At 64.4% G+C, this 26,507-nt stretch carries 21 protein-coding genes and 7 pseudogenes; 10 read left to right on the top strand and 18 right to left on the bottom strand.

All coding sequences use genetic code 11. The features are described from left to right. Positions 1-118: 118 nt before the first annotated feature. The 3 genes and pseudogenes from ACQP1G_RS19890 to ACQP1G_RS19900 form a co-directional block, all read right to left on the bottom strand. On the bottom strand, positions 119-466 hold the full coding sequence (locus ACQP1G_RS19890; protein WP_433192214.1) for a hypothetical protein: 348 nt from the start codon (positions 464-466) through the stop codon (positions 119-121). A 110-nt stretch (positions 467-576) separates the two neighbouring features. After that, positions 577-1,290 (bottom strand): annotated as a pseudogene (locus tag ACQP1G_RS19895) (reverse transcriptase domain-containing protein); the annotation flags it as partial. A gap of 762 nt (positions 1,291-2,052) precedes the next feature. Next, positions 2,053-3,285: pseudogene (locus tag ACQP1G_RS19900) on the bottom strand (IS110 family transposase). 562 nt (positions 3,286-3,847) lie between these two features. Between ACQP1G_RS19900 and ACQP1G_RS19905 the strand changes: the two are divergent. Then, entirely contained in the window at positions 3,848-5,644 is a 1,797-nt protein-coding gene (locus ACQP1G_RS19905) for an IS481 family transposase (RefSeq protein ID WP_433206426.1), read from the top strand. Between the two features lie 91 nt (positions 5,645-5,735). Beyond that, a pseudogene (locus tag ACQP1G_RS19910) lies at positions 5,736-5,876 on the top strand (IS21 family transposase); the annotation flags it as partial. Positions 5,877-5,942: 66 nt separating this feature from the next. Here the strand turns inward: ACQP1G_RS19910 and ACQP1G_RS19915 are convergent. Further along, positions 5,943-7,274, bottom strand: coding sequence for a C40 family peptidase (locus ACQP1G_RS19915; protein ID WP_433206429.1), 1,332 nt, complete (start codon positions 7,272-7,274; stop codon positions 5,943-5,945). Between the two features lie 474 nt (positions 7,275-7,748). Between ACQP1G_RS19915 and ACQP1G_RS19920 the strand changes: the two genes are divergently transcribed. From ACQP1G_RS19920 to ACQP1G_RS19930, 3 genes are all read left to right on the top strand, one after another. Continuing rightward, complete coding sequence (locus ACQP1G_RS19920) at positions 7,749-7,889, top strand: hypothetical protein (RefSeq protein ID WP_433206432.1); 141 nt, start codon at positions 7,749-7,751, stop codon at positions 7,887-7,889. 113 nt (positions 7,890-8,002) lie between these two features. Then, a complete protein-coding gene (locus ACQP1G_RS19925; protein WP_433206435.1) occupies positions 8,003-8,206 on the top strand; it encodes a helix-turn-helix domain-containing protein in 204 nt (67 codons plus the stop codon). A 73-nt stretch (positions 8,207-8,279) separates the two neighbouring features. Further along, positions 8,280-9,095: a hypothetical protein gene (locus ACQP1G_RS19930; RefSeq protein ID WP_433206438.1), complete on the top strand. Its 816-nt coding sequence runs from the start codon at positions 8,280-8,282 to the stop codon at positions 9,093-9,095. 94 nt (positions 9,096-9,189) lie between these two features. On the opposite strand, the gene ACQP1G_RS19935 is transcribed toward ACQP1G_RS19930, so the two are convergent. From ACQP1G_RS19935 to ACQP1G_RS19950, 4 genes are all read right to left on the bottom strand, one after another. Continuing rightward, positions 9,190-9,717, bottom strand: a complete 528-nt coding sequence (locus ACQP1G_RS19935) for a recombinase family protein (RefSeq protein WP_433206441.1) — start codon at positions 9,715-9,717, stop codon at positions 9,190-9,192. A 149-nt stretch (positions 9,718-9,866) separates the two neighbouring features. Next, the gene (locus tag ACQP1G_RS19940; protein ID WP_433206443.1) at positions 9,867-11,138 is read right to left on the bottom strand and encodes a cytochrome P450; all 1,272 of its coding nucleotides are present in this window, start codon (positions 11,136-11,138) and stop codon (positions 9,867-9,869) included. 904 nt (positions 11,139-12,042) lie between these two features. After that, positions 12,043-12,402, bottom strand: coding sequence for a GNAT family N-acetyltransferase (locus tag ACQP1G_RS19945; RefSeq protein ID WP_433206446.1), 360 nt, complete (start codon positions 12,400-12,402; stop codon positions 12,043-12,045). 453 nt (positions 12,403-12,855) lie between these two features. Then, on the bottom strand, positions 12,856-13,374 hold the full coding sequence (locus tag ACQP1G_RS19950) for a hypothetical protein (RefSeq protein WP_433206449.1): 519 nt from the start codon (positions 13,372-13,374) through the stop codon (positions 12,856-12,858). Between the two features lie 791 nt (positions 13,375-14,165). Here ACQP1G_RS19950 and ACQP1G_RS19955 point away from each other — a divergent pair. Next, positions 14,166-14,807, top strand: coding sequence for a response regulator transcription factor (locus tag ACQP1G_RS19955; RefSeq protein WP_433206451.1), 642 nt, complete (start codon positions 14,166-14,168; stop codon positions 14,805-14,807). A gap of 149 nt (positions 14,808-14,956) precedes the next feature. Here ACQP1G_RS19955 and ACQP1G_RS19960 read toward each other — a convergent pair whose 3' ends face one another. The 6 genes and pseudogenes from ACQP1G_RS19960 to ACQP1G_RS19985 form a co-directional block, all read right to left on the bottom strand. Further along, positions 14,957-16,555 (bottom strand): ISL3 family transposase, encoded by a 1,599-nt coding sequence (locus tag ACQP1G_RS19960; protein ID WP_433206454.1) that lies wholly within the window; start codon positions 16,553-16,555, stop codon positions 14,957-14,959. A gap of 141 nt (positions 16,556-16,696) precedes the next feature. Beyond that, positions 16,697-17,491, bottom strand: a complete 795-nt coding sequence (gene istB / locus ACQP1G_RS19965) for an IS21-like element helper ATPase IstB (protein WP_433206457.1) — start codon at positions 17,489-17,491, stop codon at positions 16,697-16,699. Next, positions 17,488-18,039 (bottom strand): annotated as a pseudogene (locus tag ACQP1G_RS19970) (Mu transposase domain-containing protein); the annotation flags it as partial. The gene istB and the pseudogene ACQP1G_RS19970, both read right to left, overlap by 4 nt. 1,069 nt (positions 18,040-19,108) lie before the next feature. After that, a complete protein-coding gene (locus tag ACQP1G_RS19975) occupies positions 19,109-19,828 on the bottom strand; it encodes a hypothetical protein (RefSeq protein WP_433206460.1) in 720 nt (239 codons plus the stop codon). Beyond that, the gene (locus tag ACQP1G_RS19980) at positions 19,825-20,913 is read right to left on the bottom strand and encodes a tyrosine-type recombinase/integrase (RefSeq protein ID WP_433206463.1); all 1,089 of its coding nucleotides are present in this window, start codon (positions 20,911-20,913) and stop codon (positions 19,825-19,827) included. Before ACQP1G_RS19980 ends, ACQP1G_RS19975 begins: the two co-directional genes overlap by 4 nt. A gap of 50 nt (positions 20,914-20,963) precedes the next feature. Continuing rightward, positions 20,964-21,211 (bottom strand): annotated as a pseudogene (locus tag ACQP1G_RS19985) (IS3-like element IS987 family transposase); the annotation flags it as partial. Between the two features lie 614 nt (positions 21,212-21,825). Here ACQP1G_RS19985 and ACQP1G_RS19990 point away from each other — a divergent pair. After that, a pseudogene (locus tag ACQP1G_RS19990) lies at positions 21,826-23,071 on the top strand (IS110 family transposase). Positions 23,072-23,091: 20 nt separating this feature from the next. On the opposite strand, the pseudogene ACQP1G_RS19995 reads toward ACQP1G_RS19990, so the two are convergent. From ACQP1G_RS19995 to ACQP1G_RS20010, 4 genes and pseudogenes are all read right to left on the bottom strand, one after another. Continuing rightward, positions 23,092-23,346: pseudogene (locus tag ACQP1G_RS19995) on the bottom strand (IS3-like element IS987 family transposase); the annotation flags it as partial. A 14-nt stretch (positions 23,347-23,360) separates the two neighbouring features. Beyond that, a complete protein-coding gene (locus ACQP1G_RS20000; RefSeq protein ID WP_433209614.1) occupies positions 23,361-23,642 on the bottom strand; it encodes a hypothetical protein in 282 nt (93 codons plus the stop codon). Further along, positions 23,567-23,788 carry a transposase gene (locus ACQP1G_RS20005; RefSeq protein ID WP_433206466.1) on the bottom strand — a complete coding sequence of 74 codons (222 nt, stop codon included), beginning with the start codon at positions 23,786-23,788 and terminating at the stop codon, positions 23,567-23,569. The genes ACQP1G_RS20000 and ACQP1G_RS20005 overlap by 76 nt, the downstream gene beginning before the upstream one ends. Further along, entirely contained in the window at positions 23,715-24,434 is a 720-nt protein-coding gene (locus tag ACQP1G_RS20010; protein ID WP_433206469.1) for an IS110 family transposase, read from the bottom strand. The genes ACQP1G_RS20005 and ACQP1G_RS20010 overlap by 74 nt, the downstream gene beginning before the upstream one ends. Before the next feature lie 385 nt (positions 24,435-24,819). Here ACQP1G_RS20010 and ACQP1G_RS20015 point away from each other — a divergent pair, with 385 nt between their 5' ends. The 3 genes from ACQP1G_RS20015 to ACQP1G_RS20025 are packed head-to-tail and all read left to right on the top strand — an operon-like array spanning position 24,820 to position 26,280. Continuing rightward, entirely contained in the window at positions 24,820-25,320 is a 501-nt protein-coding gene (locus ACQP1G_RS20015; protein ID WP_433208672.1) for a site-specific integrase, read from the top strand. Continuing rightward, entirely contained in the window at positions 25,220-25,633 is a 414-nt protein-coding gene (locus ACQP1G_RS20020) for a site-specific integrase (protein ID WP_433206472.1), read from the top strand. Before ACQP1G_RS20015 ends, ACQP1G_RS20020 begins: the two co-directional genes overlap by 101 nt. A gap of 8 nt (positions 25,634-25,641) precedes the next feature. After that, positions 25,642-26,280, top strand: a complete 639-nt coding sequence (locus ACQP1G_RS20025) for a tyrosine-type recombinase/integrase (RefSeq protein WP_433192175.1) — start codon at positions 25,642-25,644, stop codon at positions 26,278-26,280. Positions 26,281-26,507: the final 227 nt, after the last annotated feature.

Below are 26,507 nucleotides of genomic sequence, written 5' to 3' on the forward strand. Positions count from 1 at the left end.
CCTTCCTGAGCCCGCGTGATGCGGGCTCGACGTTGCGGAACCAATATCTCGTAGGCCACCGACACATCCGTGGCCGCGTGCCGGTCGAACACGAACTCCGTCTCGACCCGCCTCTCGTTCACCGGGGCTGGGGCCGCGCCCGGCCCCGCACCAAGTGATCCGCCAACGCCTGCGACACCACCTCCGACAGCGTGCTACCGGAGTCCCGTGCGTGTTCACGCACCCGAACAGCCAGTGCCCCAGGGAGTTTGAGTTTGACGCTGAACACCACCGTGGGTTCCGCGACCGGTATCGGACCGTCGGCGACCGCGCGATCCACGTAGCGGCGGGCCTGCCGCAGCGAACACCCGAACCGATCCGCCAACCCGCGCGCAGCATCGGCCACCGGCACACCACCATCCACCAACTCCGCAGCCGCGTTGACACGGCAAGCGAATTCAGCAGCGTCGCAACGACTTCCAGCCACGACATAAACCTACTACCGGACACGTCACACCGTCCCCGGAACACGACGCGGCCGTTCCAGCCGCCGATAACTCAGCGTCACGTCGAAGCAGAAGTTGCCAACTGCGTTGGAGGCGTAAGAATCGAACCCTGCGGAGTACCGGCGCTGGTGTCGGCGAGCGCGCCGTCCTCGGTGAGGATGCCCGCCTTCAGGAACGCCTTCACCAACGCCAGAACGTGTTTGTCTCCAACGCGTTTGCGCACCCGGTCCATGAGAGCCGGGTGCGAAATTTCGTCGAAACAGGCTTTGATGTCTCCTTCCACGACCCACTCATAGGAGCGTGACGTGAAGTGATGCACCTCGGCCACCGCGTCATGAGCCCGGCGATTCGGGCGGAACCCGTAGCTGCACGGGTGAAAGTCCGCCTCGAACACAGGCTCCAGCACCAGTTTCAAGGACGCCTGGACCACCCGGTCCCGGATGGTCGCGATCCCCAGGTAGCGGACCTTGCCGCCCGCCTTGGGAATCGCTCGCTGCCGGACCGGTAGAGGCTGGAAACTACGGGCTTTCACATCAGCTCGCAGTTGTGCCAGGAACTCTTCGACCCCGCGTTCGGCCTCGATATAGCGGGCGGTCTCGCCGTCCACTCCGGCCGTTCGTGCGCCCTTGTTGCTCCGCACCCGATCCCACGCCACCAGAAGGAAGGCGGGATCGGCGACGAGATTGAACAGATCATCGAACCTGCGATGAGGATCATCACCGGCCCAACGGTGCAGCTTGGTTTGGATCTCCAGTACCCGACGCTCGGCCCTTGATAGGTCGAACGCCAGCTCGTCGGTATTCACCAACGGTCTCCTGACATTCCAATTTCCTCCCTGCTGACTTGCTGGCCCCCTTCGCCATGCTCACGCCTCTCGCGTGCTCGGACTACTACGGGGCCTCCGCCCCATCCGAAACCTTCGGCCGACGACGGGCCTATCCCGCAATCGCGGATGGATTCCGCACTGCGGGAACGGTTTCGGATGGTTCCCGTGTTCACTAAGGATCGATCGATCGGCTTGGCACCCAGCTTTGCTCCGGCAGCATCGTCACAGTTACGCCGCAGGCTTTCACCGTGACCTCCTCACCGGCACGCTTAGCCGGCTACGGAGTCGACCACCACAAGGGTTGTCGTGCACTGCATCCCGGCCCATATCCACCAGATTTGAGCCGGTGCCTCGCTTACGAAGCTTTACCACTGGTTTCTCTCGTATACCGTCCGATCTTGCTTGCCGAACCCGGTCCGTCTGGCAGTGCCGAACCGTCCCGGCTTTGTCAGCGCTGCTTCCCGCCCTCACCGGCGTCTCCCGGGTCGGACTGCGCTCCGCTTCTACCGGGCAGCTGCGACAACCCAGCGAGAAGGTCTTCCACCTCCTTCGATCCCTAGCGCCTCACGGCGCACCAGCGCCTCACGGCGCAAACGAAAATTGGGCCAGATCCTGAGTACTGATCGGATTCTGCCGACTGAAAATTGAGGAGCCCTGTACCCCTTGGAGGGTTAGTGCTGTGGAGGACTGGGCCAAGATCCGTCGGCTACATCGCGCGGAGACCTCCGATGGTCGTAATAGTCAAGCGGCCATGGGTTCTGGGGTGATCGGGATGGCTTCGCCGAAGGCCTTGATCGGGTCGAACAATGCACCAGTTTGGAGACAGTGGTGGAGTTGTCCGAGCATCTTGTTGACCAGTTGCCGCAGCGCCGCTGCGTGGCGATCGCCGTGAGCACGGCGGCGCAGGTAGTGCTCACGGGGCTGGGCCGGGGTTGCCCGCGGCGCTGAAGGCCCAAACCAAACCGGCGGCGGCCAGGCGGTCGTTCTTGATCCGGCGGAAGGTGATCGACGTGGTGCGGCCCGCGGCCCGGGTGACAGGCGCGGATCCGGCGTAGGCCTTCAACGCGCGTCCGTCGGCGAAACGGTCACGGTCGTCACCGATCTCGGCGAAGATCCGTGCGCCGGCGAGGTCTGCCAGGCCGGGAAAGCTGGTGACGGCCGCGTAGTCGGGATGCTTGCGGAACTCTCAGCCGCAGCCTGTTCCAAGTCGTCGGCGCCGACGCAGGCGGCGTCGAGCGTGGCCAGCAGCGCCAGCGCCTGGCGCCTTCTCGACGAGCTCGGGCTGGCGCAGGCCGGGCTGGCGCAGACGTTCGATGATCTCGGCGGCCAGCTCATCGACGCCGCGCTTGCGCCCGGCCCGGCGAAGCGCCGCCGAGATTCGTGCCTTGGTGAGTTTCGCGGCCGCGGCTGGTGTCGGTGCGATTGCCAGGATCGCGCAGGTCTCGGGTTTGGCCAGGTTCGTCGCGGACTTTTCAGCGAAGGTCGACAGAAACACCGGATGATATTCGCGCAAAAGCGATCTGAGCTCGTTACTGGCCTTGGTTCGTCGCCAGACGGCATCCTGCTGGGCGCGGGCAAGGACCGCGACTGCCCGCGCAAGTCCGCAGGCATCGTGCGGTGCATGTGGGCGTCGACACGAAGGATGTTGGCCAGGGTCATCGCGTCGGCGTGGTCGGACTTCGCACGCGCCATGCTGTGGCGTTCCCGGTAGCGGGCCACGGCCATCAGGTTGATCGCGTAGACCGGTCGGCCGGTCGAGCGAATCGCGGTGACCATCAGCCCGCGCGGGGTCTCGATCGCGACAGGGATCGGATTCTCAGCGGTGTCACCAGCCGCGGCGAGCAGCTGCGTGAGAACGGTGAATCCGGCCGGATCATCGCTGATCCGCTTCTTCGACACCAGCGTGCCGTCCTGGTCGACGATGGCGACATCGTGATGGCTTTCGGCCCAGTCGATCCCGCAGTAGCGACTCAATCCATCCTCCAGTTGTCCGGTTGTCTCCGCAGGTCCAAGACCCAAGTGAGAACGCGCAGCACCCTACTTACGAGCCTCGGTGGGCTGGCCTCCGATGAGTTGTTCGCGCTCCCAGCGCACCCGCACGGCACCAATCTCTCCCAGAGCTCGAAAGCTCTCGAATGTCGAGGTGTCCGGTCGTGCGAGCGGGCTCGGACCACGATCAATGAAACGCCGCGCAGTGGCTGGACGGCACCGGAATCGGCTGCCCAGCCACTGCAGCTGCCGCCCGCGCCCCAAGCCTCTGCAAAGGGCTCGCGTCCCCAGGTGTGGCCAGGGGGCACCGGCGGCAATCGAACGATCAGCTCCGACAGGCTCGCGCACAGCCTCGCAAAAGGCCTCGTCGGGCCAGGAGCTATGCAGGCGTCGAGCGACGCCGAAACCAACCAGCTACGACCTAAGTAGGGTGTGTCGATCAGCGAGATCGCGCGACGGCTGTCATGTAAAGGCCCAAGACATGGTTGACATCTCGTCCTCAGGACTTCCTTGACAATCTGACTCAGGGACGAAATGCTTTGCGGCCGTGTCGGTTGCGGAGGATGGTTCGCGGGAGTGGTTGGCGGAGCAGCGGTATCGAGCGGTGCTGGAGGTGATGGACGGGTCGCCGGTATCGGAGTTCGCGGTCCGGTATGGCGTCTCGCGGCAGGCCGTCTACACGTGGAATTCGAAATACGAGGCCGGCGGGGTTGAAGGGCTGCGGGAGCGATCGAGGCGGCCCCGGACCAGCCCGACTCGGCTGGCAGCCGAGGTTGAGGCCCAAGCCTGCGAGATGAGGCGCGCGCACCCGCGGTGGGGTGCCCGGCGGATCGCGTTCGAGTTGGCGCAATCCGGTGCGACGCCTGCACCCTCGCGAGCGACGGTGCACCGGGTGCTGGTGCGCAACGGCCTTGTCCGGCACCAGGAGCAACGGCATAAGCGCAAGTACAAGCGCTGGCAGCGGGAGACACCGATGCACCTGTGGCAGCTCGATCTGGTCGGTGGGATCTACTTGGCCGACGGGCGAGAGTGCAAGTTGCTCAGCGGCATCGATGACCACTCCCGGTTCGTAGTGGTCGCGGCGGTGCTCTCGGTGCCGTCCGGGCGCGCGGTCGCCGACGCGTTCGTGCGGGCGATGCGAGTGCATGGAGTGCCGGCAGAAGTGTTGACCGACAACGGCAAGCAGTTCACCGGCCGGTTCACCAAGCCCCGGCCCGCGGAGGTGTTGTTCGAGCGGGTCTGCCGCGAGAACGGCATCACCCCGAGACTGACCAAGCCGCGCTCACCCACCACGACCGGGAAAGTGGAACGGTGGCACCGGACATTGCGGCGGGAACTACTCGATGTCGCGGGGCCATTCGCCGACCTGCCCTCGGCCCAGGCCGCCATCACCGCCTGGGTGCACACCTACAACACCGCCCGCCCCCATCAGGCGCTGGACATGAAAACCCCGGCCAGCCTGTTCTGGCCCAACCCGCAGCCCGAGCCCGTCCTGGCCGACCCGCCACCACCGGCAACGCTCGAGGCCACGCTTGCCCCTACGCCGACCTCGGCCCCACCTGCCACCGATGGGCTGATCATCCCCTCATCGTTGGGGGCGGTCGAGTTCGACACGGTCGTCGCGGCAGGCGGAGTAGTCAGCGTGATCCCCAGCATCCAGCGAATCAGGGTGGGCGCGAACCGATCTGGGCAACTCGCACACGTGTGGGTCGACGAGCACAGCGTCCACATCGTCGTCGAGGGAAAACTGATCAAGACGGCGCCTTCGAACCTGCATGTCGATGACCTGCACGAACTGCGGATGCGCGGCGCACGTCCGGCCGGTGCACCACCAGCAGCTCCCCGCCTGGCTGGCTCCCGCGCGTTGTCGGCCGGGGCGGCCGTCGAGGGCGACCGGCTCGTCGACCGCGACGGTCAGGTCTACCTCGGCGGCAGTTCGGTCAAGCTTGGCGGCGAGCTCGCCGACCGCAAGGTCACGCTGCGCATCGACGGACATCTTCTCCACGTGGTCAGCGACGGCGTGCTGGCCAAGACCTTGCCCTGTCCGATACCGCGCGACCAGCTCGGAAAACTACGTGGCGCCCGGATCGTCGACGCGCCACTGCCCGCCCCTGCTCCCGGCCCGATCAGCGTCCACCGGAAAGTCCCGCGCGACGGCGTCGTGATGGTCGCCCGACAACGCCTGTGCGTCGGCCGGGCACAAGCAGGCAAGATCGTCACCATCCACGCCGAGGACACCCACTTCCGCGTCACCTGCGACGGCGCGGACCTCTCCCTGCACCCACGCGACCCAGCACAACCCATCCGCCGCTGGAAAGCCAAGATCCACGCCGCACGGCTATGAAAAACCGCCCCCGACAGTGTCATTCATGTCCCGAGACCGACAATGATGTCCTGGGCCGAATCTGTCAACCATGTCCTGAGCCCTCACACGACAACGGCTGGGGATCGCACGCAACACAGTGCGGGCGGCGTTGGCATCGGACCGGCCACCGAAGTACGAACGCAAATCGGTGGGGTCGTTTGTGGATCCGCTCAAGGGTGAGATCCGTGCGCTGTTGACGGAGTTCCCGCGGGAAGAAGAGCGCGGTCCGGGTGTATTTAAGGAACTACGGTTTGTCGATGCCGGCTTCTGTCCAAGGTCAGGTGATGCGTTTGACTCGGACTCCTGGCGAGATGCGGTCCAACTGGACTTCGCCACCTGGCTGGGGTGCCTCGATTACGTTTCCGTCGCCAGCGGCGATGGCGACGTGTCCGGGGCCGTCGGATGTGAAGTTGCTGAACACCAAGTCGCCTGGTCGGACTTGGTCAAGCGGGATTTCGGTGCCGATCTCCCACTGCTGTTCGGACGTGCGGGGCAGTATGTGGCCAGTGGCGGCGAAGACTGCAGCGGAGGTGAGTCCGGAACAGTCGAGACCGCCACCGCTTGGGCCAGCTGGGCCTCCGCCGCCCCAGACGTAGGGAGTGCCGAGCCATTGGCGGGCGGCGGCGAGGATCTGGGCGCCCATCTCGGCAGACAAGACATTCTGATTGCTCCGCTCATAATCTGGAGAATTCATTTCTATTTCGCTCGCTAATATTTTCATCTGATCGGCCGCATCGTCGACCTTGCCCTGAACGGCGGCGATCGTTCTCTCAATGGAACTAATCAGTTTCATTTCCGCCTGGGTGCTGATCTTTTGATTTCCATCCTTGCGGTGTTGCTCTGCTGCTTTGACCTGGCCGCGCAGTGGTCCGACCATGTGGATATCTATATCGCTGAGCACTTTTCGCGTGAAGTAGGGAAGGTTGGCAATCGCGGCGTCGGTGCTGGAGTCCATGCGATTAAGTTCATCTTTGGCCTGATCTATGCCGCCGATCCGCTGGTTGTAGTTAGCCACCATTACGGAGTGGCCCTTGGAATCTATAAGATTGTCCTTCACCAGTATGTTGACAACGTCCGGCCGCATCTGTGGGTTATTATCTCGTAGCGGGTCGGTTAATCGGTCGATCGCCAATTCACCCAGGTCGATAGCTGCTTTCAGCGTCTTCGATTCGCCTATCGGATGATAAAGGTGTAGCTCGATTCCATCGTCTTTGTGCTCGTAATGCTTCCGGCCGACTGGTTTACCCCTGCTTGTTGTAACAACCGAGCCGTCTTTCTGCAGCTCAAGTCCCTGGTCGAGGTAGCATAGCGCCCCGGCGGGATCCATGAGGGTGCCCACCCTTTTCCCGTCCTTGATTAGGCATGGCTGCCCGTCGGACCCGACGTACATCTTCGAACCCTCGACCGGGGTACCGTCCAAGCTTTTCGGATTCCAGATCTTTTCGACGCCGCGGTTTGCGCTTGACAGTGTCAGCTGCCCGTTGGCCGCATAGGTGAGGGTGTAGTCACCATTCTTCAGTGACTCACCAGGCGACAACCACTGACTCGGGCCGAGGGTGCTTGTCCTATTCGCCGACGCGCCTGTCGCCGTCGGCTCGACTTGTGGCATACCGCCGCCCACCTCCGCCAGTTCCTCGGGAGCAACCCAGGTGGACTCGACACTATGGCGATTCCACCGCCGATGGTATGGCTCGAAGGTGGAACTCTGTCTTGGCTATGTCAACCTGGAGTGGCCCCGGTATGACGGGTTTAGTTGGCCCCAGCTTGGGTGGGGATGAGTGCGGAGTTGTGCATGGGAGGTTGGTTGTGACGGCGATCGGTGTTGGGGCTCAATTACGTGATCAAGCTCGATAGATTCTGAGAAATGAACATCGACGACTGGTGAACATTTCTCAGCCTTGAAAACTCTGCTGATTGTTGTCTACACTTCCCCACCCGTGAGTACTTTGGATGGGCCTATCATTCTGTCGGTCGCGGACCTCCAGCCCCGAATCCAGCCTCGTCGAATGCAACACGAACCCTATCGCACACAGGCTCTGCGGAGACAAGCCATTTTTGCGCCTCCCAGCTCTATCTGTCCAGGATGAACCTGTTCGCCATCCAGGAATTCTGCGGTCACTCCTGGACGCCACGACGGCTCGCTATCCACGCCACCCACGTCGAGGACGCCTGGTTGCCCGGGCAGCGCCGGGTCGCCGACCGATGGAAAGGACTCACCCAGTGAAGTGGAAACCTGTGGCTAGCCGCAGCCAATCGCGGCATCTGGAAGGCGAGCGAACTGCACCGCAAACTCGCCGACCACGGCATGGTCATCAGTATTGGCAAGATGTCGGGCCTGTGGGAACCCTCAACGTGATCAAGCTCGACGAGCTGGACATCATCTGCGCAGTCCTGGGCTGCAGCGTCGAAGAACTTCTCATCCCCGAGCCGGACTCCGTTGCGGTCCCGACGCCGGATGCCGAGGACACCGCTGCTGTCGTCGGCGAGGCTCGCCCGGTCTTTCCGCGCAGCCGTGACGGCCGATCGATGCCGCCGCGGTGAACTGTCAGCGGTGCGGCATACCTCTGCCGGAGAAGCGGCGGCGAAACCAAATCTATTGCAGCATAGGATGCCCGTGCTGCGTGAGATGCGGCGCTCACCCAGGCTCTACCGCTGGCACGCACTCACAGGGCTTGCGGAGATTGTTGGCTGGGACGGGCTCGACCTCGCCGATCAGGCGCTGGTTCAACGCCTGATCAGGATCAGGATTCCCCACGAAGTAGCGGAGCCGTTCGACCCGGACGGCGTGTGGTACGCAATTCCCACCCACGACCAAGCGGCCGTGCTCGAAGCGCTCGACCTGTCGGACCCGATGCCGGTCACGATGTGGCTCGGCCAGGCGGCGGCCTCTGACGGGTTTCTCTTGGACGGGAAGGTCGGCTACTTTACCCCCGTCCTCGACGGGTCGACGCTCCCGTTCGTGTGGTCTCTCGATCTTGAGGACACCACTGCCGCCCTCAGCCGCCGATTCGGCACCGCCCACGGTTATGTCAATTGGGACGACTACCACGGATTCGGGTTCGCCACCGGATGGTGCATCGCCGAGAACGGTACGATCGTCCGCTACTACATCCACCAGGATGACTTTCATCAGACCGCCCCCCACTCCCGGCCGAGCACGGCTATCTCCTGCCCCACGAAGACCCTGACGCACCGGACGACGCCGATCGGTGCTACGCCACCGACATTGCCGCACGTATCTCGGTCGATCCGACGGCGATCGGGCCACACACCCAAGTCGGAGGCACCCGGTGTTGGCCCTGACCGCGAACGGGCGACGCGACGGTGTCACGGTGGGCGCGCTTCCCATCTGACACGTGAACAGCGACGTGGGCGGGAGGTGTCCCAGCCCACGGGGGTAATCAACAGGGACATGTCACCATGTACATGAGCGCCGCGGTCGTTATGCCCTTGGCGTGGTGCCGCTGACGATGCGGCGGATGGTGGAGCGGCCGACGCTGTATTCGTCGGCGAGGCTGGCGGTGTCATCGGGTTCGTGGTAGCCGCGGTGGATCGTCTTGCGTGCTGCGAGAGGCGGTTTCGGCTGCTTGCCCTTGAGTCGGCCTTTCGCGCGGGCCTTGGCCATGCCTTCGCGAGGTGCGTAGGTGGTTGAGGTTGGCCTCGAACTCGGCGACCATGGCGAGGGTTTGCAGGAACAGCTTGCCGAAGGGGTCGGCCCAGTCGTAGATCGAGCTGCCAAGCCCGAACAACACGTCGCGCTCACGCAGGACGGTCAGGATTTCGCCGACCTCGGCCATGTTGCGGGCGAATCGGTCGAACTTCGCCGTGGTCAGCACCACCTGCCGCCCGTTGCTGGCTGCGGCCGCGGAGGTGACCACGGCGAGTGCGTTGTCGAGCCCTGTGCGGTTCTTGCGGGTGGTGCCGGAGAACCCTTTGTCGATGAAGATCCGCTCGCGCGGCACTTCGAGGGTGAGTAGTTGCTCGGTTTGGATCTCGACGTCCTGTTCGCCGGTGGAGCAACGGCAGTATCCGACGCGGAACGGCTCACCCATACCCGAAGTGTTCCATATAGGGAGGGTTCACCGGAACAGCATAGAATAATTGACCGTTTCCTTGACTGGCAAAGTTAGGCCTATCTTTCACTGCCGCTTCGAGCTGGCGGCCTAAGTCAACGCCATCCTCCACTTCTCAAATCGCCACATCATTCCGCATACTGGCCCCATGTGACAATCAGTTGGTCCAGACGTCGACCTAGCAAGTTAGGGCGATAGGATATTTGCTGATCCGGCTGCAAACGCAAGTCGGGTAGGCGCTGACTCAAGACTTCGACTGCGATCCGCCCCTCTAGACGCCCCAAGGACGCACCAACGCAATAGTGTGTCCCGTGTCCAAAGGCCAGATGCTGATTGGGTGACCGACCCAAGTCGAACTGCTCCGCATTCTCGAAGTGCGCCTCGTCGTGGTTCGCCGACGCGGACGCGAGCAAAAGCAGGCTTCCTTCAGGAATAAATATTCCTCCCACCTGCACATCACGTAGGGCAGTCCGGTAGAAACAGTTCGCGCCATCGAAACGCAGCGCCTCCTCGATAGCAGACGGAATGATGCGGGGATTCATGCACACGTGCCGCCATCTTCCCGGCGGACTGAGCAATCGATACAAAGCCGAGCTGAGCATACCCGTGGTGGTCTCGTGCCCAGCCATCAGCACGCCTGCCAGATTCGCCACCACCTCTGCCCGACTCAACGGCCGCGCCTTGTCATCGTGAGACGCGAGCAGGCAACTTACCACATCCTCACCAAGGCGCTTGCTCCGTTTTTCGGCCAGATCTGCCATATATGCATTGAACGCGACGACGCTGTGCGCACATTCGAGCTGGCGCTCCAGCGCGAGCGGCGCGCTAATCAAGTCCAGGTAATCGTCGCTCCAGCGTTTGCACTGCGCAATGTCCTCCTGCGGGATGTCGAACATCCGCAGAATAACTTCCTGGGTCAGCGGCCCCGTAAAGTTAGCGACGAGGTCGGTGCCGCCCTCTTCATAAAAGGCATCGACCAGCCGACCGGCCACGGTACGGATGGTTTCTTCCATCGCCTTGACTCGGCTAGGTAGAAACGCCTGCTTCAGTGGCGTACGGAAGCGTGAGTGCTCCTTCCCATCAGTGTTGACAACGACAGGGACAAGCATGGCGCTGTCATTCGCCAATATCTGAAATACCTCGGACGCCCAGGACGCTACAGGGCGCAAAACGTCCCTGGAGGAAAATATATCAGGTTGCCGTAGGATGGACACTACATCGTCATAGCGCGTCAGGACCCAGGCCCCCAACAGATCACTGAAAAAGATGGGTTCTTCTTTTCTCGCCCGGGCGTAAAACGGATAAGGATTGTTCAATTGTGGTTCTACTAGTGGATTGAACAATTTACCGAGATGTGGGCAATCAACTTTCGCGGCATGCGAATCGCTGGATTCGAACATAGATACATCTCCAAGAAATATACAAGGTAGATTCCAATAGAGCCGAGGATGAGTCCGCGCAAGTGCTCCACTCCCGACGGGCACGCGCCCAGTGGCGCCGGCCTCGCCGCAGCATTTCTCCCGCTCGGCTTTGACTTGAGGTCCACTCTTTCAACCTGTGTTTAACCTAAGTCCTCCTCAATATCGACGTGCCGTCGCACCGAGATCGAGAATGAAGGTGTGCGGCACCCATCCCACCGCTTCCAAAATTCCCGCGTATCAGCCTACTTAATATGATATTAGGGCGATCCCGGGTGATTGGGTATGACCCAATGGTGGAGCCAGCTCTTTCAGAAGACTCGGATTCAGCCAGACCTATGGATATATCTACCTCGTCGCCTCCGAGCGACCAGCAGATCCGGGGTGTGACGTGAGGCGGCCAACCGCGCAGCGCACGACGATCCAGCTTCAAAGACATCGGCGGCCACCGTGGATTCTCCGACATCGACTGTCTCGACTAACGAAAACCATGCAGACCCGCCTGCCGCCGTGGCGCATACGTCGAACACAGCGCAATTCCACCAAAACAAACCAACTAGTGTTGTTGTGATGCTTGCCATATGGAATGCGGTGCATTCGGTGGAGACGTGTAGAGTTACCGCCCGCAAGCCAAAAGGTGCCGGCGGGAAGTCTCGACCGCTCCAGTGCAAGCGCCCGGAATTGCCCTCGGCCCGCCCCAGGGCGGCATCGACATTTCGGCCTCGCACTCTGTACGGCCCTCGATAGGGTCTTACTCCGGACCGGATGACGCAGGCAGCCGGTGAGCCGGATTGTGATCTTGCAAGCCTCAACGCCAGAGGTAAGGGGTTCCGGACTGGCAGGAACCGCTATTCATGTAGTTGGTATTCGTGCATCCAGCTGTGAACTATTCGTGCGTGGCGGCCGCTGGAGTACGGTGTTCGACGCGCTGCCGTGTGAAGCGGATGCCGGAGCCGACATAGAAGTCCACCAGGCTCTCACCGCAGAACAGGGAGACGACGGGTATGTCTGCCAGGGCAACGATGAGGGCTTCGTTGAGACGTCGCCCGATCCCTTTGTTGCGGTGATCGACAGCGACGATGACGTCTTCCACGTAGGCGCGACACACGCCGTCGGTAATGGCGCGCGCGAACCCCAGAAGTTCGTCATGGTGCCAGGCCCCGACTGCGGGGCCCGTGGTCAGGAGGTGCGCGATATCCGCAGCGGTGCGTTTGGGCCACCAGTTCACCTCGACGTAGAGGGCCATCACGGATTCCGGTGGTATGGAGCGTCGACTGTGGGAATGGACTTCGATCATGTCCCGAAACGCTAGCGCGGGCGGCTCTCGGTTCACTGATGCCGGCTTTCATCGGCTGTGGTTGCCGGGTGCGTAGCGGTTCCAGGTGCCCCCGGCTTTGGTCGCTATGCCGGTGGGCGGTGGTGTAGTGGATGCCCAGAGCGTCGGCGACCACCGGCGCCGGTGCCTGCAGCACGAGTTGGCGTAGCGCGGAAACTCGCCCAGTGATGGTTGGGACGCCGTTCTTGGCGGACTGCTGGCCGAGGGGTTCGGGGCGCAAGGGCTGACCGGCGCGGCGGCCGGGAAACAGCCAGCGGGAGTTCGGGTTCGCCGCGGTGCGCATGTTCGTGCGCTGCTGGATCAGCTCAAGGACCAGGCTGGCGAAGGGCTCAGGAACCGGTGCCGGTGGTTCGCCGAATCGGATCAAGACGCCATTGCCGTTGGTGAGCACGTCGTCGATGGTGAGCCGGACGATTCTGCTGAGCGACCAGCCGTAGAGCAGCAGCAACGCGAACGCGACCCGCGGCCGGAGGTCGATCTGGTTGTCTCACTGAGCCAGGCCAGGAACTCGGTGGCCCGCATGATCTGGGCGCCGGCGTTGCGGCGGCTGGCTGGTGTCAGTGGTCCGCGTTCGGCCAGGGCCCGGAGCCAGGGCTGAACCTTCCAGGTGGCGAACTCTTTCACGACCCGGCGATGGCGGTGGTCGCCGATCGCGGTGAGGTGACCGGGCAGCCAGCGTTCGAAGAGCAGCAGCAGCTTGTCGACTGCCGGAAGTAGGCCGCAGCTCATCACCAGTTCGCGCAGGTGCGCGGCCGCGCACCAGGGCTCGAGCTTGTCGAAGGCGTTGTGCGTCAATGGGATCGAGCCGTCGGCGAGGTCGCGCAGGAAGCGTGGGACGTAGGGGTTGTAGAGCCAGGTCACCCCGGTGAGCGGGTTCCCCATCGCGGTCAGGGCATCGAACAGCGGCGTCAGTCCTGGCCGGATCTGCCCGGTTCCGTCGTCGAGCAGGCCGCTGAGCCGGTCGATGAGCGCGCAGTGGCTGCAGAGCTTGCTGCGGTGCAGCTTTCCCTCGGTGCCGCAGCGAACGCAGGCGACCGAGAGTCGAAACCCGGCGCATCTGGTGCAGATCGGGGTCCGGTCGGGCGTCAGCCCGGGCAGGACACGGTCTTGACCGCAGCCCGGGCAGCAGCCGCGGGTCCGCAGCGCGCGGTCGCTGCAGGTGCGGCAGGACAGCTTCCGCGATGCGGGCGAGGAGAATGTCGCGGATGTCGGCGATGCGCGAGCGATGGGCCGGGTCCGGCCAGTACATTGATGACACCGGCGACGTCAGGCCAGCAGGATCCGGTGCCGGATTCTCTGAACTTTCTTGATCTTGGTTCAGTGGATGCGGGAGTTCGCTGGTGTTGTGGGCGTAGGGCGGTCGAGGTGCTGTCGTGATGTCGGTCGATCTGGGCGAGCTTGTCGTTGGCGCCAGCGAGGCTGACGCGTAGTCCTTTCGACCTCGCCGAGCCAGCCCCCAGCGATGGGCGTGTATGGCCTGAAAGTGGAATCTATTGTCGCCAAAGTTTTGGCGGGCGGGAGCGGGTGAGATAGTTCCTGTTGTGTTTGAGGGCTTCCCCCTAGTTCAGCCGCAATCGCTCACCAATTGGGATCTAGACCGTGTGCTGCGGTTGCTGGAAGACTGCGAGCGCGCACACTCTGCCGAAGAGCTACGGACCACAGCGTTGGAGGGCATGGCTCGTTATTTGGGCTACCGAAATACCACGTTCTTCATGGGCGGCACCGTGGACTCGACTCTCATGGACCAGACGGCAGCTCTCAACGGCTGCGTCGCCCGGTTGCTTCCTCAGTATCTGGAGCGATGGCACCAGGACGACCCGTTTGGCCAACCGGCTGCGATTCACCTATTCAATCAGTACGACGTAGCTTCGCTGGACTGGTTTCCGCACCCTCGCCGGCCGAATTTGCGCAACTATCTGGACAATTTTCTGTTCGCCAACAGGATGTACGCCAAGGTGGCAATCCGACTTCGCTGTTCCCGCACCACTGCCATGATCGGCTTGATGAACGCAGAGTCGGGTGCCTTCGGCTCCCGTGACATCGCCATCGGCCGACTTCTCGCCCGGCATCTTGGCGGGGTGATGGACCTGCATCTCAAACAACAGACCATCACCCAGGCCTCGGCTGCCCTGTCACCGCGGCAAGCAGAGGTAGTCAACCTCGTTGCCAGTGGCTTGACCAATGCTGAAATAGCCCAAAATCTCTACATAGGTATCGACACTGTGAAAAAACACCTAACAGCGGCGCTCAGCGCCACCGGCTGTCGAAACCGGACGCAGCTGGCGCTCTATTGGCTGTCTAGCACGACGCGGTGAACGAACTGCGCCGGCTTTCCGGCAGCTTCCTTCTTTGTGGAGGATGTGCGCGATGCCCAAGCGTTATCCGATCGAGCAGCGTGAGCGTGCGGTGAATGTCAACGGCCATCGTCAGGTGGGTCTGGCCGGAATTTGATGACGGACCAGCCTCATTGGGCGAGGACGCGGGTGCGAAGAAGATCAAAATTGGCACGCCCGTACATACTCCGCTTGTAGGCCTTAATTCGACACACGGCTCCTTCGACAGCGCCGCTGCTCCAGGCCAGGGTCAGTCCGTTGCGGACGGCGTCGTAGTCCTTGAGCAGTCCGTCGGCGAAGCCGCGCAGCTGCGGGATGCTGCTGGCCTTGGCTTCGTTGATCCAGTCGTCGAGCTGCTGGCCGCGGCGGTGGCGCAGAATGTCGGCGAATCCGGTGACCAGTCCTTCGAGCTCGCGTAGGGTGTCGCAGCGGTCGAGTGTGTGGTGCAGGTCGGCGAGTTCGTCGGTGGTCAATTTGTGTCGGGGCCGCATGAATATGCTGGTGAGCTGGCGTGCGGTTATCGGTGGCTTCGCCGCCCAGACCGGCGCCGGCGCGGTGTTCTCGCGCCAGGTGTGGATGAGCCGGCGGACCGAGCGTTCACTGCCTCGGTAGCCGCGCTGGCGTAGCTCACCGAACAGCAGCCGGGCATTACTGCAGCCGTCTTCCCACCGTCCTGCGAGGTAGGGCACGTGCGGATCCAGGGTGCTGTTGCGCCGTGGGACCGGGGTGAGAAGCTGGTCAGCGGCGGCGGCCAGGCGGTAGCGGCGCACGGTCTTGCCGTCCAGATTCAGTGCTTTCGCGATCGCGGTCGGGCCGATGCCCTTCGCGACCAGCGCGTGGATCTCGGCGTGACGTTGGCGGGTAGCCGCTTCTCGCCGAGCCGATGCCGGTGTCTGGCCAGCCGGGGCCGGAGCAGGCTGGGCGACCGCAGCGTGTTCATCATCCTCGCGCAGGCATTTACGGTGCGCGCGAACAACTTTGTCGACCGCGGCGGTCAGATTGTGGAGCAGGTGCCACCTATCAGCGACTTGAATCGCTTGCGGCGCACCGCGACTGGCACCGTCGGCATAAGGTCCGCCGCGGTCACGACAGATCACCCGGATGCTTGGATGGCGGGCCAGCCAGGCGGCGAGGGTGTCGGAGGTTCGGTCCCGCAGCAGGTCGACCGGTCGGTGAGTCCGCATGTCGATCACCACGGTGCCGTAGACATGACCGCGGCGGATGGCCCAATCGTCGACGCCGACCTCCACCAGCTCACCGACCGTCGGCAGCCGGATCGCCCGTACGAGCCCCAACAGCGTCGACCGTGACACCTCCACCGCCAGCTGCCTCGTCATCCTCGCTCCAGGCCGGCCACCCAGCGCCAGCCCGACCCGCGTCAGCAATTCCGACACCAGCGGACTGCGCCGCTGATACCGAGCGGCCAGGCCCGTAACCTGCTCGGAGAAGATCCTGCGCTCGCAGTCGGCTGCCGCGCACCGAAACCGACGCACCCTCAGCCGGATCACCACTTCGCGGCCTGCGACGGCCAGGTCCGCGATCGTGCGCTGGTAACGGCTGTGCACCACCGACGAGCGACACCCACACCGCGTGCAATCAGCCGAGGAACCCCAGGTCGACGCATCGAACACGATCCGCCCGCCCGTCGTCCACACGCCATCGAGACAAACCCCTGCCAAATGCGGAAAGAGCAGCCTCACAAGGCCTTTCGCTACATCATCCAACACCACGAACTGCGTCTATAGCCGATCCTGCTGCGCGACAGCGGGATCGACACGCGCCTGATCATCAAATTCCGGCCAGACCCCGTCAGGTCCCCGCTGGTGGCCAGCGGAAGTCCCCACCCCCTTCGCTGGGGTGGGGTGGTTAGGTCAGTGGCGGTCACCTCCTGTGGTGCGGTGTCTCATGCGGTAGGAGTCGCCGTCGGTGACGACGACGGTCGAGTGGTGTAGGAGCCGGTCGAGGATGCTCGCTGCGGTTGTGTGCTCGGGTAGGAATCGTCCCCACTGCTCGAACGGCCAATGCGAGGCGACCGCGAGAGCGCGACGCTCGTAAGCGGCCGCGACCAGCCGGAACAACAACTGGGTGCCGGTGTCGTCGAGCGGAGCGAACCCGATCTCGTCGCAAATGACCAGGTCAGCGCGCAGGATGGTGTCGATGACCTTGCCGACGGTGTTGTCGGCCAGACCCCGGTAGAGGGTGTCGATTAGGTCGGCGGCGGTGAAGTAGCGGACCTTCAACCCGGCCGTCACCGCGGCATGGCCGAGCCCGATCAGGGTGTGGCTTTTGCCCGTGCCAGGCGGCCCGATGAGACATAAATTGTGTTGCGCGCGAACCCATTCCAGGCTCGACAGGTAGTCGAACGTGGCTGCCGGGATCGATGAGACAGCGACGTCGAAGGTGTCGAGAGTTTTCGTGACCGGGAACGCGGCGGCTTTGAGCCGGTTCGCGGCGTTGGAGACGTCTCGGGCGGCCAGTTCGGCCTCGATCAGGGTGCGCAGCACTTCTTCCGGCGTCCAGCGCTGAGTTTTCGCGACGTGGAGGACCTCGGCGGCCTGGCGGCGGACGGTCGCCAGCTTCAACCTGCGCAGCCCGGCGTCGAGATCAGCCGATAGTTCCGGGATCGATTTGGGTGCAGCGGGTTTCGAACGAGTGGTGGTGGTCATGAGGCGCTCCCGTTACCGGTGATCCGGTAGGCGTCCAGTGATCGGGTCGGCGCGGTCGGCAGGTCGAGAACGAGCGCGTCGCCGGCGGGGCGGGGATGCGGGGTGCCGGTGCCGGCGGCCAGGATCGACCGGACATCCGCGGCCCGGAACCTCTTGAACGCCACCGCCCTTCGCAACGCGGCGACCAGGGCGTCGCTGCCGTGAGCAGCTCCCAGCGCGAGCAGGATCTCGAGTTCCTGGCTCAGGCGGGTGTTGCCGATCGCGGCGGCGCCGACGAGGAACGCTTCCGCGTCCTCACCGAGCCCGCAGAACTGTTTCTCGACAGTGGTTTTCGGCCTGGGTCCTCGACTCGGGGCCGGTCGGGGACCGTCGTAGTGGTCGTCGAGGATCGAGGTCGCGCCGGGGGCGACGAGTTCATGTTCGGCGACGATCACCCCGGTCCGGGGCTCGAGCACGAGCAGCGTGCCCGAGTCGATGACGATCGACACGCTCGCCCCGATCAGCCGCATCGGCACCGAGTAGCGGGCCGACCCGTAACGGACACACGAGTTCCTTGGCGTTGTAGAGCTGGCTCGCGATCGTGGACCGGGCGCGGTGGCTGGTGATGTTGGCGCGGACGTCGGTGGTGGGGACACCGGCCTTGGTGCAGAGTGCCGGGATCACGGTGCGGTTGATGTAGTACTTGGCGACGGGTTGGGCGCGGACCGAGAACAGCATATCGACGTGTTCACTGGTTTTGCGGTCGAGCCGTTTCGGCTGGTGCGGCCGAATGTTCTGCCAGGTTTCGATGGCTTGTCCGACGATGGGGTCGACCGGTTTGGTGAACGCGGTGCCGGTCTTGTGGACGGGAACATCGAGCAGGCAGACTGCATCCTCGGCCAGGACGTCGTCGGAGTCGCCGGGGATGGGCAGACCTGCGTGTTGCCAGCGGACGCAGCCCACCCGCAGGCGGGAGAGCTCGTCGCTGCGCAGCCCGGAGAACAGCCACGTCACTGTGATGGCACGGACGAGCTCCATCGGGTAGGCGGTATCCCCGGAGCTGCTGGGCAGATCAGCGGGCTCCAGGTTGAGCCCGGCCCACAGAAGTTTGGCCCAGACCTCATCGGCGATCACGCGGGGATCCGGGCCGATCAGCGCGGCGACGCTGCGGGGAACGGCCAGCGCCCGGTTCGGGTCGAAGCGGCGGCCGATCCATTCCCATTCCTGGCAGTCCCGCAAGAATGTCCGGGTGGCATTGAGATTCTGAGCCTTGGTGCGTGGTGAGATCGGGGTGCCGGCCCGTTCGCCGAGGGCGTCGTGACGCTGAACCCAGTCACCGACACTCATCCGGTCGACGGTGGCGACCCAGGCCGCGCAGGTCGCCCTGGTCCAGTGCCCCGGTTCGGTGATCTCGGGGTGCTCGGCAGCTAACCAGCGACCGGCTTTGGCCATGATGTTGCGGACCGAGGCGCGGACCTTCGGAGTCAAAGCCGAAGTGGCATACCAGCGTTCGACCCACTGCGCCCACGCGGGATCGGTTCCTTCGATGCCCAGGCCAGGGAGGTATCCGCTGCGCACCGGCGGGTCGCAGTGTCCCAGCTCGGCGACGGCTCGTTGCAACACGTAAAGCATCGACCCCTAGTGGCCCTCGGTCGCTGGACGGGCTCGCAGCACCTCGAACGCCGAGGTGGACAGGTCAGCGAGCCGAGGACTGCCGTTGAGCAGCAATGCCTGGCTGAACACGCCGTGCATCTGGGTTCGGGCGCTGCTGAGCCGATAACCCCACCGGTCGAGCACCTGCTCGGCATCGCCCATCGCCTCGGCGACCGCGGGCTTACCGAATATCAAGCAGGCCAAGTGAAACCGGTTGAACATGCCCAGACGATGGAAGTCGGTGAACCCGCCGAGCAGATAGGCCAGGGCCACCACGAACGGCCGCACTGTCGACTCGGTCGGCATCGACCGCGCGGCGGTGAACTCGCGTGCGCTGCCGCCGCAGAGCGCGGCCCACTCGCACGGGGTCCAGCCCCACCAGCTGCGGCCGGTTTCGGCGCAGTGGGCCAGCACGATCGCCGCCGCCTGCCTGCCGGCGCGGCGGAACCGGTCGTCGCCGTCGTGATGCAACCCAGCCACCGTCGCGTCCAACGGCTCAACCAACCGGGTCAGCGCCCGCCAGTGCCCCGCGGTCCTCCGCGGAATACCCACGGCCTTGTTGCGGCGCAGCTGCTGCGGGTCGAGCACGGCCAGCGCCGCGATCTCGATGTCGCTCAACGCGATCCGCCGATCCCACCGCGTCGATCCGGGCAGCCACCGATTGGCGTCGGTGCTGGCCTGTGCTCGGTTGGCGGCGGCGCTCATACCAGCATATCCTGTCCGTCTCCGGTGCACCCAGCGCCGGTGAGCATCTCGAGGCGCCAGGCATGGATCTGCGCCATGGAGGAATTCAGTTTCTCCGACAGATCCCGACCCGACAGGTGGATATAGGTCAGAGTCGAGTCGGTGCTGCGATGCCCGGCGAATGTGGCGATCGTATGCAGCTCCCAACCCATTCTCGCCAGGTCGGTCAGACACAGATGCCGGGTGGTATGGGTCGAGAACTTCGGCACTCCGGCCGCTAATGCGATGCGCCGCACCACTTTCGACCACGTCCACAAGGTCAGCGGCTCAGCGTGGTTGCGGCGCGATTCGGACAGAAACAACCCACCCCGAGCCCGGCTCATCGTCGCCCGATGCTGCAGATACTGCGACAACAGCACCCCGGTCGACGCCGAGTAGGGAACCATCCGCTCCCGGCGAGTCTTGGTCGTCTCCGCCCGCACCCGCAGCATGCGGTGCGCGGGGTCGAGATCATCGCTGCGCAGCGAGCACAACTCCTCCCGGCGCAGAGCGGCGTCGTAAGCCAGCGCGAGCATCACCCGGTTCCGTATTGGTTCCTCGGCGAAGGTCTCCAGCAGCCGCAGCCATTCCGCTTCGCTGGGAATCCACGGCAACTTCACCATCCGCGGCACCAGTCCACGCCCATGCCCGCCGAACCGTCCAGCAGGCGTATACCGGCCCCGGCCAACGGGATTCGACTCTCGAACCCCTTCCTCGATAAGGAAATCGAAGAACAGCCGTACGGGAACCAGACGCTGCTGCAGCGTCGCGTTGGCCAACCCCGCCCCCGAATCCAGCGCCACCACGTTCGCGCCGCGGCGGCTCGGACGCGTCGTCAACTCTCGCACGAACACCGCCACATCAGCCCGCGTCGCGGTCACCGGATCGATGCCGTCCCGCTCGCACACCTGCAGAAACTCCGCCAGCCCCCGCGCATACGCGTCGATCGTGCGCGGCGCACGACCCAGATCAGCCCACACTCCTAGCCATTCGGCCGCGCGTTCGTGCCGCGCCAGCACCGGCCACCGGTCGACCACCCTCATCCCGCCGCTCGAACCCACCCCCATGGTTCGTGGTCCCAGGCCCCGCGGATGGCTGCGAGATTCCACGTAACTTATAAATACACCCACCCCCACCACGTCTGGACGTAGGTGATGTCGGCTACCCACAACCGATTCGGTGCTAGCGGGGTGAACTTGCGCTGCACCAGATCCCGCCGGCCGCTCTGCGGCCGGGTCAGCGATCGTGGTGCGTTTGACGCGCCCGCGCACCGCACCACGCAACCCGGGGCAGTCCCGTACGCGTCAGCCGTTCGACCGTGCAGCGGGCCACTGCGATGCCTTCCCGATTGAGTTGCAGCCACACCTACTTATCTCGTAACGATGATCCGGCAGCCCTCGGACGCCTTCCTGCTTCCTTGACCTTTGAGGTCTCGTATGAGGCTTGGTGCACGGGGTGACCGGGGATCGTTCGACGGTTCGGCCGCGGTGATTCCACAGCTGCACCTGGGACCGTCTGAGTCCTCGAGAAAGGCCGAGAATATTACGGCCGAACCGTGTTCGCCAGCCGCTGCCGCGACCTCTCGGGTACTTCCGGGGTTTCGACAAGCCCTCACCGAAGACTGAGGCACTGGCAGCGGCGGGAACTGCAGCTGTGCCCCTTTGACGCACCTCGGGTTCGGAACCTTATAGAGGCCACGGACACCAGCGGCAGAAGGGGCTGCTGGGCGAGGACCGCACGCGGGTTCCCGTCCAGCCGCTCGCACCGATCCGAATTGCTCGTGGTTCGAGCCTGCTCGCTCGATCAGACACCTCACCCTTCGGGAGCTCGCAGCTCTGGGAGAGACGGGTGCCGTGCGAGTGCGCTGGGATCGCGAACTGCTCATCGGAGGCAAGCCCATAGAGGCTCGTAAGTAGGGCGCTGCGCGTTCTCGCCGAGGTCTTGGACCTGCGGAAACACTCGACACGAGGGAGACCGGAATGCACCGCTATTGCGGAATCGACTGGGCCGAAGGCCATCACGACATCGCGATCATCGACTGACGGAAAACTCGTGTCCAAGAAGCGCATCAGTGACGACCCGACAGGATTCGCAGAGCTCACCGCCCTGCTGAGCGACGTCGGTGACACCGCCGAGGATCCCATCCCGGTCGCGATCGAGACCCCACGCGGGCTGATGGTCGCCGCGCTGCGCGCCACCGGCTGCCTGGTCTATTCGATCAACCCGATGGCCGTCGCCCGCTACCGCGAGCGACACTCCATGACCCGCGCCAAATCCGACCATATCGACGCCATGACCTTGGCCAACATCATCCGCGTCGACGGCGAATACCATCGCCGACTCCCAGCGGACAGCGAACTCGTCCAGGCAATCGCGGTATTGGCCCGCGCCCAGCAGGATGCCGTCTGGCGACGCACCAAGGCCAGCAACGAGTTGCGGTCGCTGCTGCGCGAGTACTATCCAGCCTTCCTGGCCGCCTTCGCCAAGAATGCGGACACCAACCTGGCCCGGTCCGAAGCCCGCGCAGTTCTGGCGCTGGCTCCGACCCCGACGCACGTGGCCAGGCTCACGAAAACCCGCGTCGCGGCCGCGCTGCGCCGAGCCGGACGCCAGCGCGGCATCGACTCCCTCGCCTCCGAGATCGTCACCAGCTTGCGCGCCCCGCAGCTGTGGCAACCCGAGTTGGTGGAGAAGGCGATGGGCCGCCAGGCCCTCGCTCTGCTCGCCACCCTCGACGCCGCCTGCGTCGGAGCGGACGACCTGGAACACGCTGCGGCCGAGGAATTCCGCAAGCACCCCGACTACATCATCGTCATCAGCTTCCCGGGCCTGGCCGACCTCACCGGCGCCCGCGTCGTCGCCGAAATCGGTGACGACCGCAAATGATTCGCCAGCGACCGGGCCCTAAAGGCCTACGCCGGATCCGCACCTGTCACCCGCGCCTCGGGCAAGACGATCACCATCAAGCACCGGCGCATCAAGAACGACCGCCTGGCCGCCGCCGGCTGGGTCTGGGCCTTCTGCGCGATGGCAACCGAAGGCCCGACCCGCGAGCACTACCAGCGCCGACGAGCACACCGCTACCGGCACGCACCCGCGTTGCGGCATCTGTTCAACAAGACGCTCGGCCAGCTGCATCACTGCCTCCTATCCGGACAGTCCTTCGACCCAGTCAAAGCCTTCGGATCCTCCACCGACACGCCCCCGACACGCGCTGCCGCTTGACTCCTAAAACCATCGGAGGTCTTTCTGGCACCGTATACGCCGAAGTTCACTGTATGAACGCGCTGGATGTGCACGCACAGCTCCGCGTCGCGGGCCTCCTGAACGGTCGGAGTCCGGTCGCGGTGCGCGTAGTAGGTCGATGGGGCGATCCGGACGCCCAACTCGGTGAGCGTGGCGCAGATCGACTCGACACCCCATCGCAGGCCGCCGTCGACTTGGTGGCCCTGGTGTTCACTGATATACCTGACGGTCAGCGCTGTGGCCGGTCCAGTTCGGCGATGCTCCTATGTCAAGCCGTCTGCAGCACAGCCCTTTCCATGGTCTCGGTGGGTGCTGCTTCCGCAGCGCGTTCGTCGGCGAGCAAGGCGCGGTAGACGACATCGGACAGGCGCCGCCGCAACAGCCGCATGGCTTCGGTGCGGGTCTTTCCACTGGCTTTGAGCTTATCGACGTAGTCTTTGCCGGGTCCGAAGCCGCGGGTCTGGGTGAGCGCGATCATGTGCAGGGCGCAGTTGATCCAGCGGTTGCCGCCGCGGTTGAGACGGACCTTGCCCAGGTGGCACCCGACCACACCGGAATCGGTGCGGTCCCGGTGAATCGCGCATGCGCATCCTTGGATCGAAACCGTTGCGCCCCGGCGGTTTCACCGAGGATCACCGCCGCCGACAACACGCCGCAGCCGGGAACTGCCAGCAAGCTCGGCGCAAGTATTCGCACGCGGTCGCGCAGCTGGCCGTTCGAGGTTGTTGATCTGTTCGGTCAGTGCGCGGCACTGGGCGGTCATCTCGCGGGCGATCTGCGCGACCAGGCCGTCGAAGGAGGTGAGTCGTTGCGCGAGATCGTCGATGACGCAGTAGCGGCGCAGCCCGCGGGAGGGGATCTCGAGGCTGGGGTCGAGTTCGTGCAGATGCCAGCGCAATCGGTTGATCAGCTCGGTGCGCTGCACGACCAGGGTGTGGCCGTAGTCCGACAACAGCTTCACTTCCCGCGCCGGGCCGTCAAGCCGAGCCGCAGGGAGGCCGGGTTCGCGCAGCGCGGCATGCGCCACTGCAAGCGCGTCGATCGGATCGGACTTGCCTTTCTCCCGGCCACCACGCCGCGCGGCGGCCATCAGATGCGTCGGCACCCGCACCACCTCGAACCCGGCGGCGAGCAGATCACGCTCCAACCGGCGCGTGACGTGACGACAGTCCTCGAGCGCGAACTTCGCTCCCGGCCACTGCGCGACCCACTCGACCACCTTCAGATGGTCCTCGCTGGTCGTCCTGATCGTCTTCTCGCCCAGCCGGCGGCCGATCGGATCAGCGGCCACCAGAGTATGGGTGCGTTTATGGGGGTCGACACCGATCACAACCTGGCTCAACGGGTTTCGTCCTCTCCAATGGCAACGGGATTCTCACAAGACCGGGCGAGGACGGGCACGCGTCAATCGGGCATTGCGGCGCGCTCCTATCAGGCCACGAACCTCACCGGCCGGGCCCGGCGGGGCCGCACATCGTGACAAGCCACCAGCAATCAATAGCCGGGGCAGCAAAGAAAGAGCGAACCCCACCGGGCCCCAACAGCATTACATTGACGCGAAGAAAATCGAGGCCGCTTTCAGAATTGCGTTGGTTATCTCTAGCCCTCTCTTGGCCTTTGGTTGATGTAGACGACACGTTGTTTGTGGCTCTTGGCGTTTCGTTGTGGACTGGTTATCTTCTGCGCCCATGACGAAACCGGCTGGGCTCGCGGTGCAGCGAGTGGTGATGTCTTTCGGTGATCGGGACTCGTGGACGGTGGTCGACGGCGACGCGGTGGTGGTGGAGCCGGTGGAGTCGTTCCTGGCGCATCTACATGCGGTGGAACGTTCTCCGAACACGGTTCGCGCATATGCCCACGATCTTCGGGACTGGTTCGATTTCTGCGCGAGCTCGGGGTTGGTGTGGTCGAACGTGCGGCTCGAGGACGTCGGCCGGTTCGTCGCGTGGTTGCGGTTGGCTCCCGATGCCCGCCTCGAGCGCAACGTGGTTGCGCTGGCGACGACACCTCCGGCGGGTTGTTCGGAGTCGACGGTGAACCGGAAATTATCAGTTACGTGGAATCTGACTGCGGCGGAGACTGTTTCGTCGCGGTACGACCACGGACTGAGGAGATTTGTTGGGCACGATGGTGCTGATGGAGAAGTGGCCGGTGCTCGGCCGCCACGAGCGGGCCGCTGTCTGGTTGCGGGTGTGGACCGATCTCGGTCGTGCGCCTCGGACGATTGATGCCTATGCGCGTGGGCTGGCCGAATATCTTGAGATGTGCGAGCGGGTGGAGGTCGACCCGGTAGCAGAGGCGGATCGATCCCACATCGCACGCTATGTCCGGGAATTGGCGGAGCGGCCGAGCCGGCGGGGCGTGAATGTGGTGTCGATCGACTCGGGTGTCGGTTTGGCGAATGCGACTCTGCAGCAGCGGATGGTTCCCGTGAGACTGTTTTACGATTTCTTGGTCGAGGAGGGGTGCGGGAGTCCAATCCCGTTGGGCGGGGCCGTTATACGTCACGTAGCCGTGGTGGTGGCCATCAGCGTGGCCTGATCCCGCAGTTGACGAAGCTGCCGTGGATTCCGACCGAGTCGCGGTGGCTGGAGTTGCTGGCCGTGGCTGCCGAGGAATCGGTCCGCAACCGGGTGATGCTGGCTCTGGCCTACGACACGGCGCTGCGGCGGGAGGAGCTGTGCTCGCTGCGCACCGACGATCTCGATCCGGCCCGGCGGATGCTGCGGATCCGTGCGGAGACGACGAAGAACCGGCTGGAGCGGATGGTGCCCTATTCCGCGCCGACCGGGGTCCTGCTGTCGGGTTACCTGACTCACCGGGCGACGATCAGCCGGGCGCGGGGACCGTTGTTCTTGTCCGAGTCGCGCCGCAACCGGGCAGCGCCGCTGAGTCTGTGGACCTGGTCGAAGGTCGTACGACGGCTGGCGTTGGCGGCCGAGCTGCCGCGGTTCTCCACGCACACCACGCGGCACCTGTGCTTGACCGACCTGGCACGCATGGGCTGGGAATTGCACGCGATCGCCACATTCGCCGGTCATCGCTCGACCGACTCCACGCTCGCCTACATCCACCTGTCCGGTCGCGATCTGGCCGAAAAGCTCAGCCGGGGAATGGAACAGATCCACGGGTGGCGAGTCCGGACGCTGGCCCAGCTGGCTGACGAGTCGGGGGAAGTCGCACCGTGACAGCATCATCTTCAGCGGTCGCCAGGGTGACGACCGCGGGTCCACGCTGGCGCTGGCCGTTCCGCCCCGACCGATTCGACCGCTCGGCGGCACTGTCGGTCGCCGAACAAGCCGCGTTCGAGACTCTCGATTGGGAGGAGATGCGCAGCTGGCCTGAGCGATGGCAGGATCGCGAGAACCTTCAATGGCAGGCACTTCACCGCCTGGTGCTGCCGCTTGTCAACGCG

Origin of the sequence: Nocardia sp. CA-107356 (assembly GCF_050946365.1) — a bacterium.
In the GTDB taxonomy this organism is placed as follows: Bacteria; Actinomycetota; Actinomycetes; order Mycobacteriales; family Mycobacteriaceae; genus Nocardia.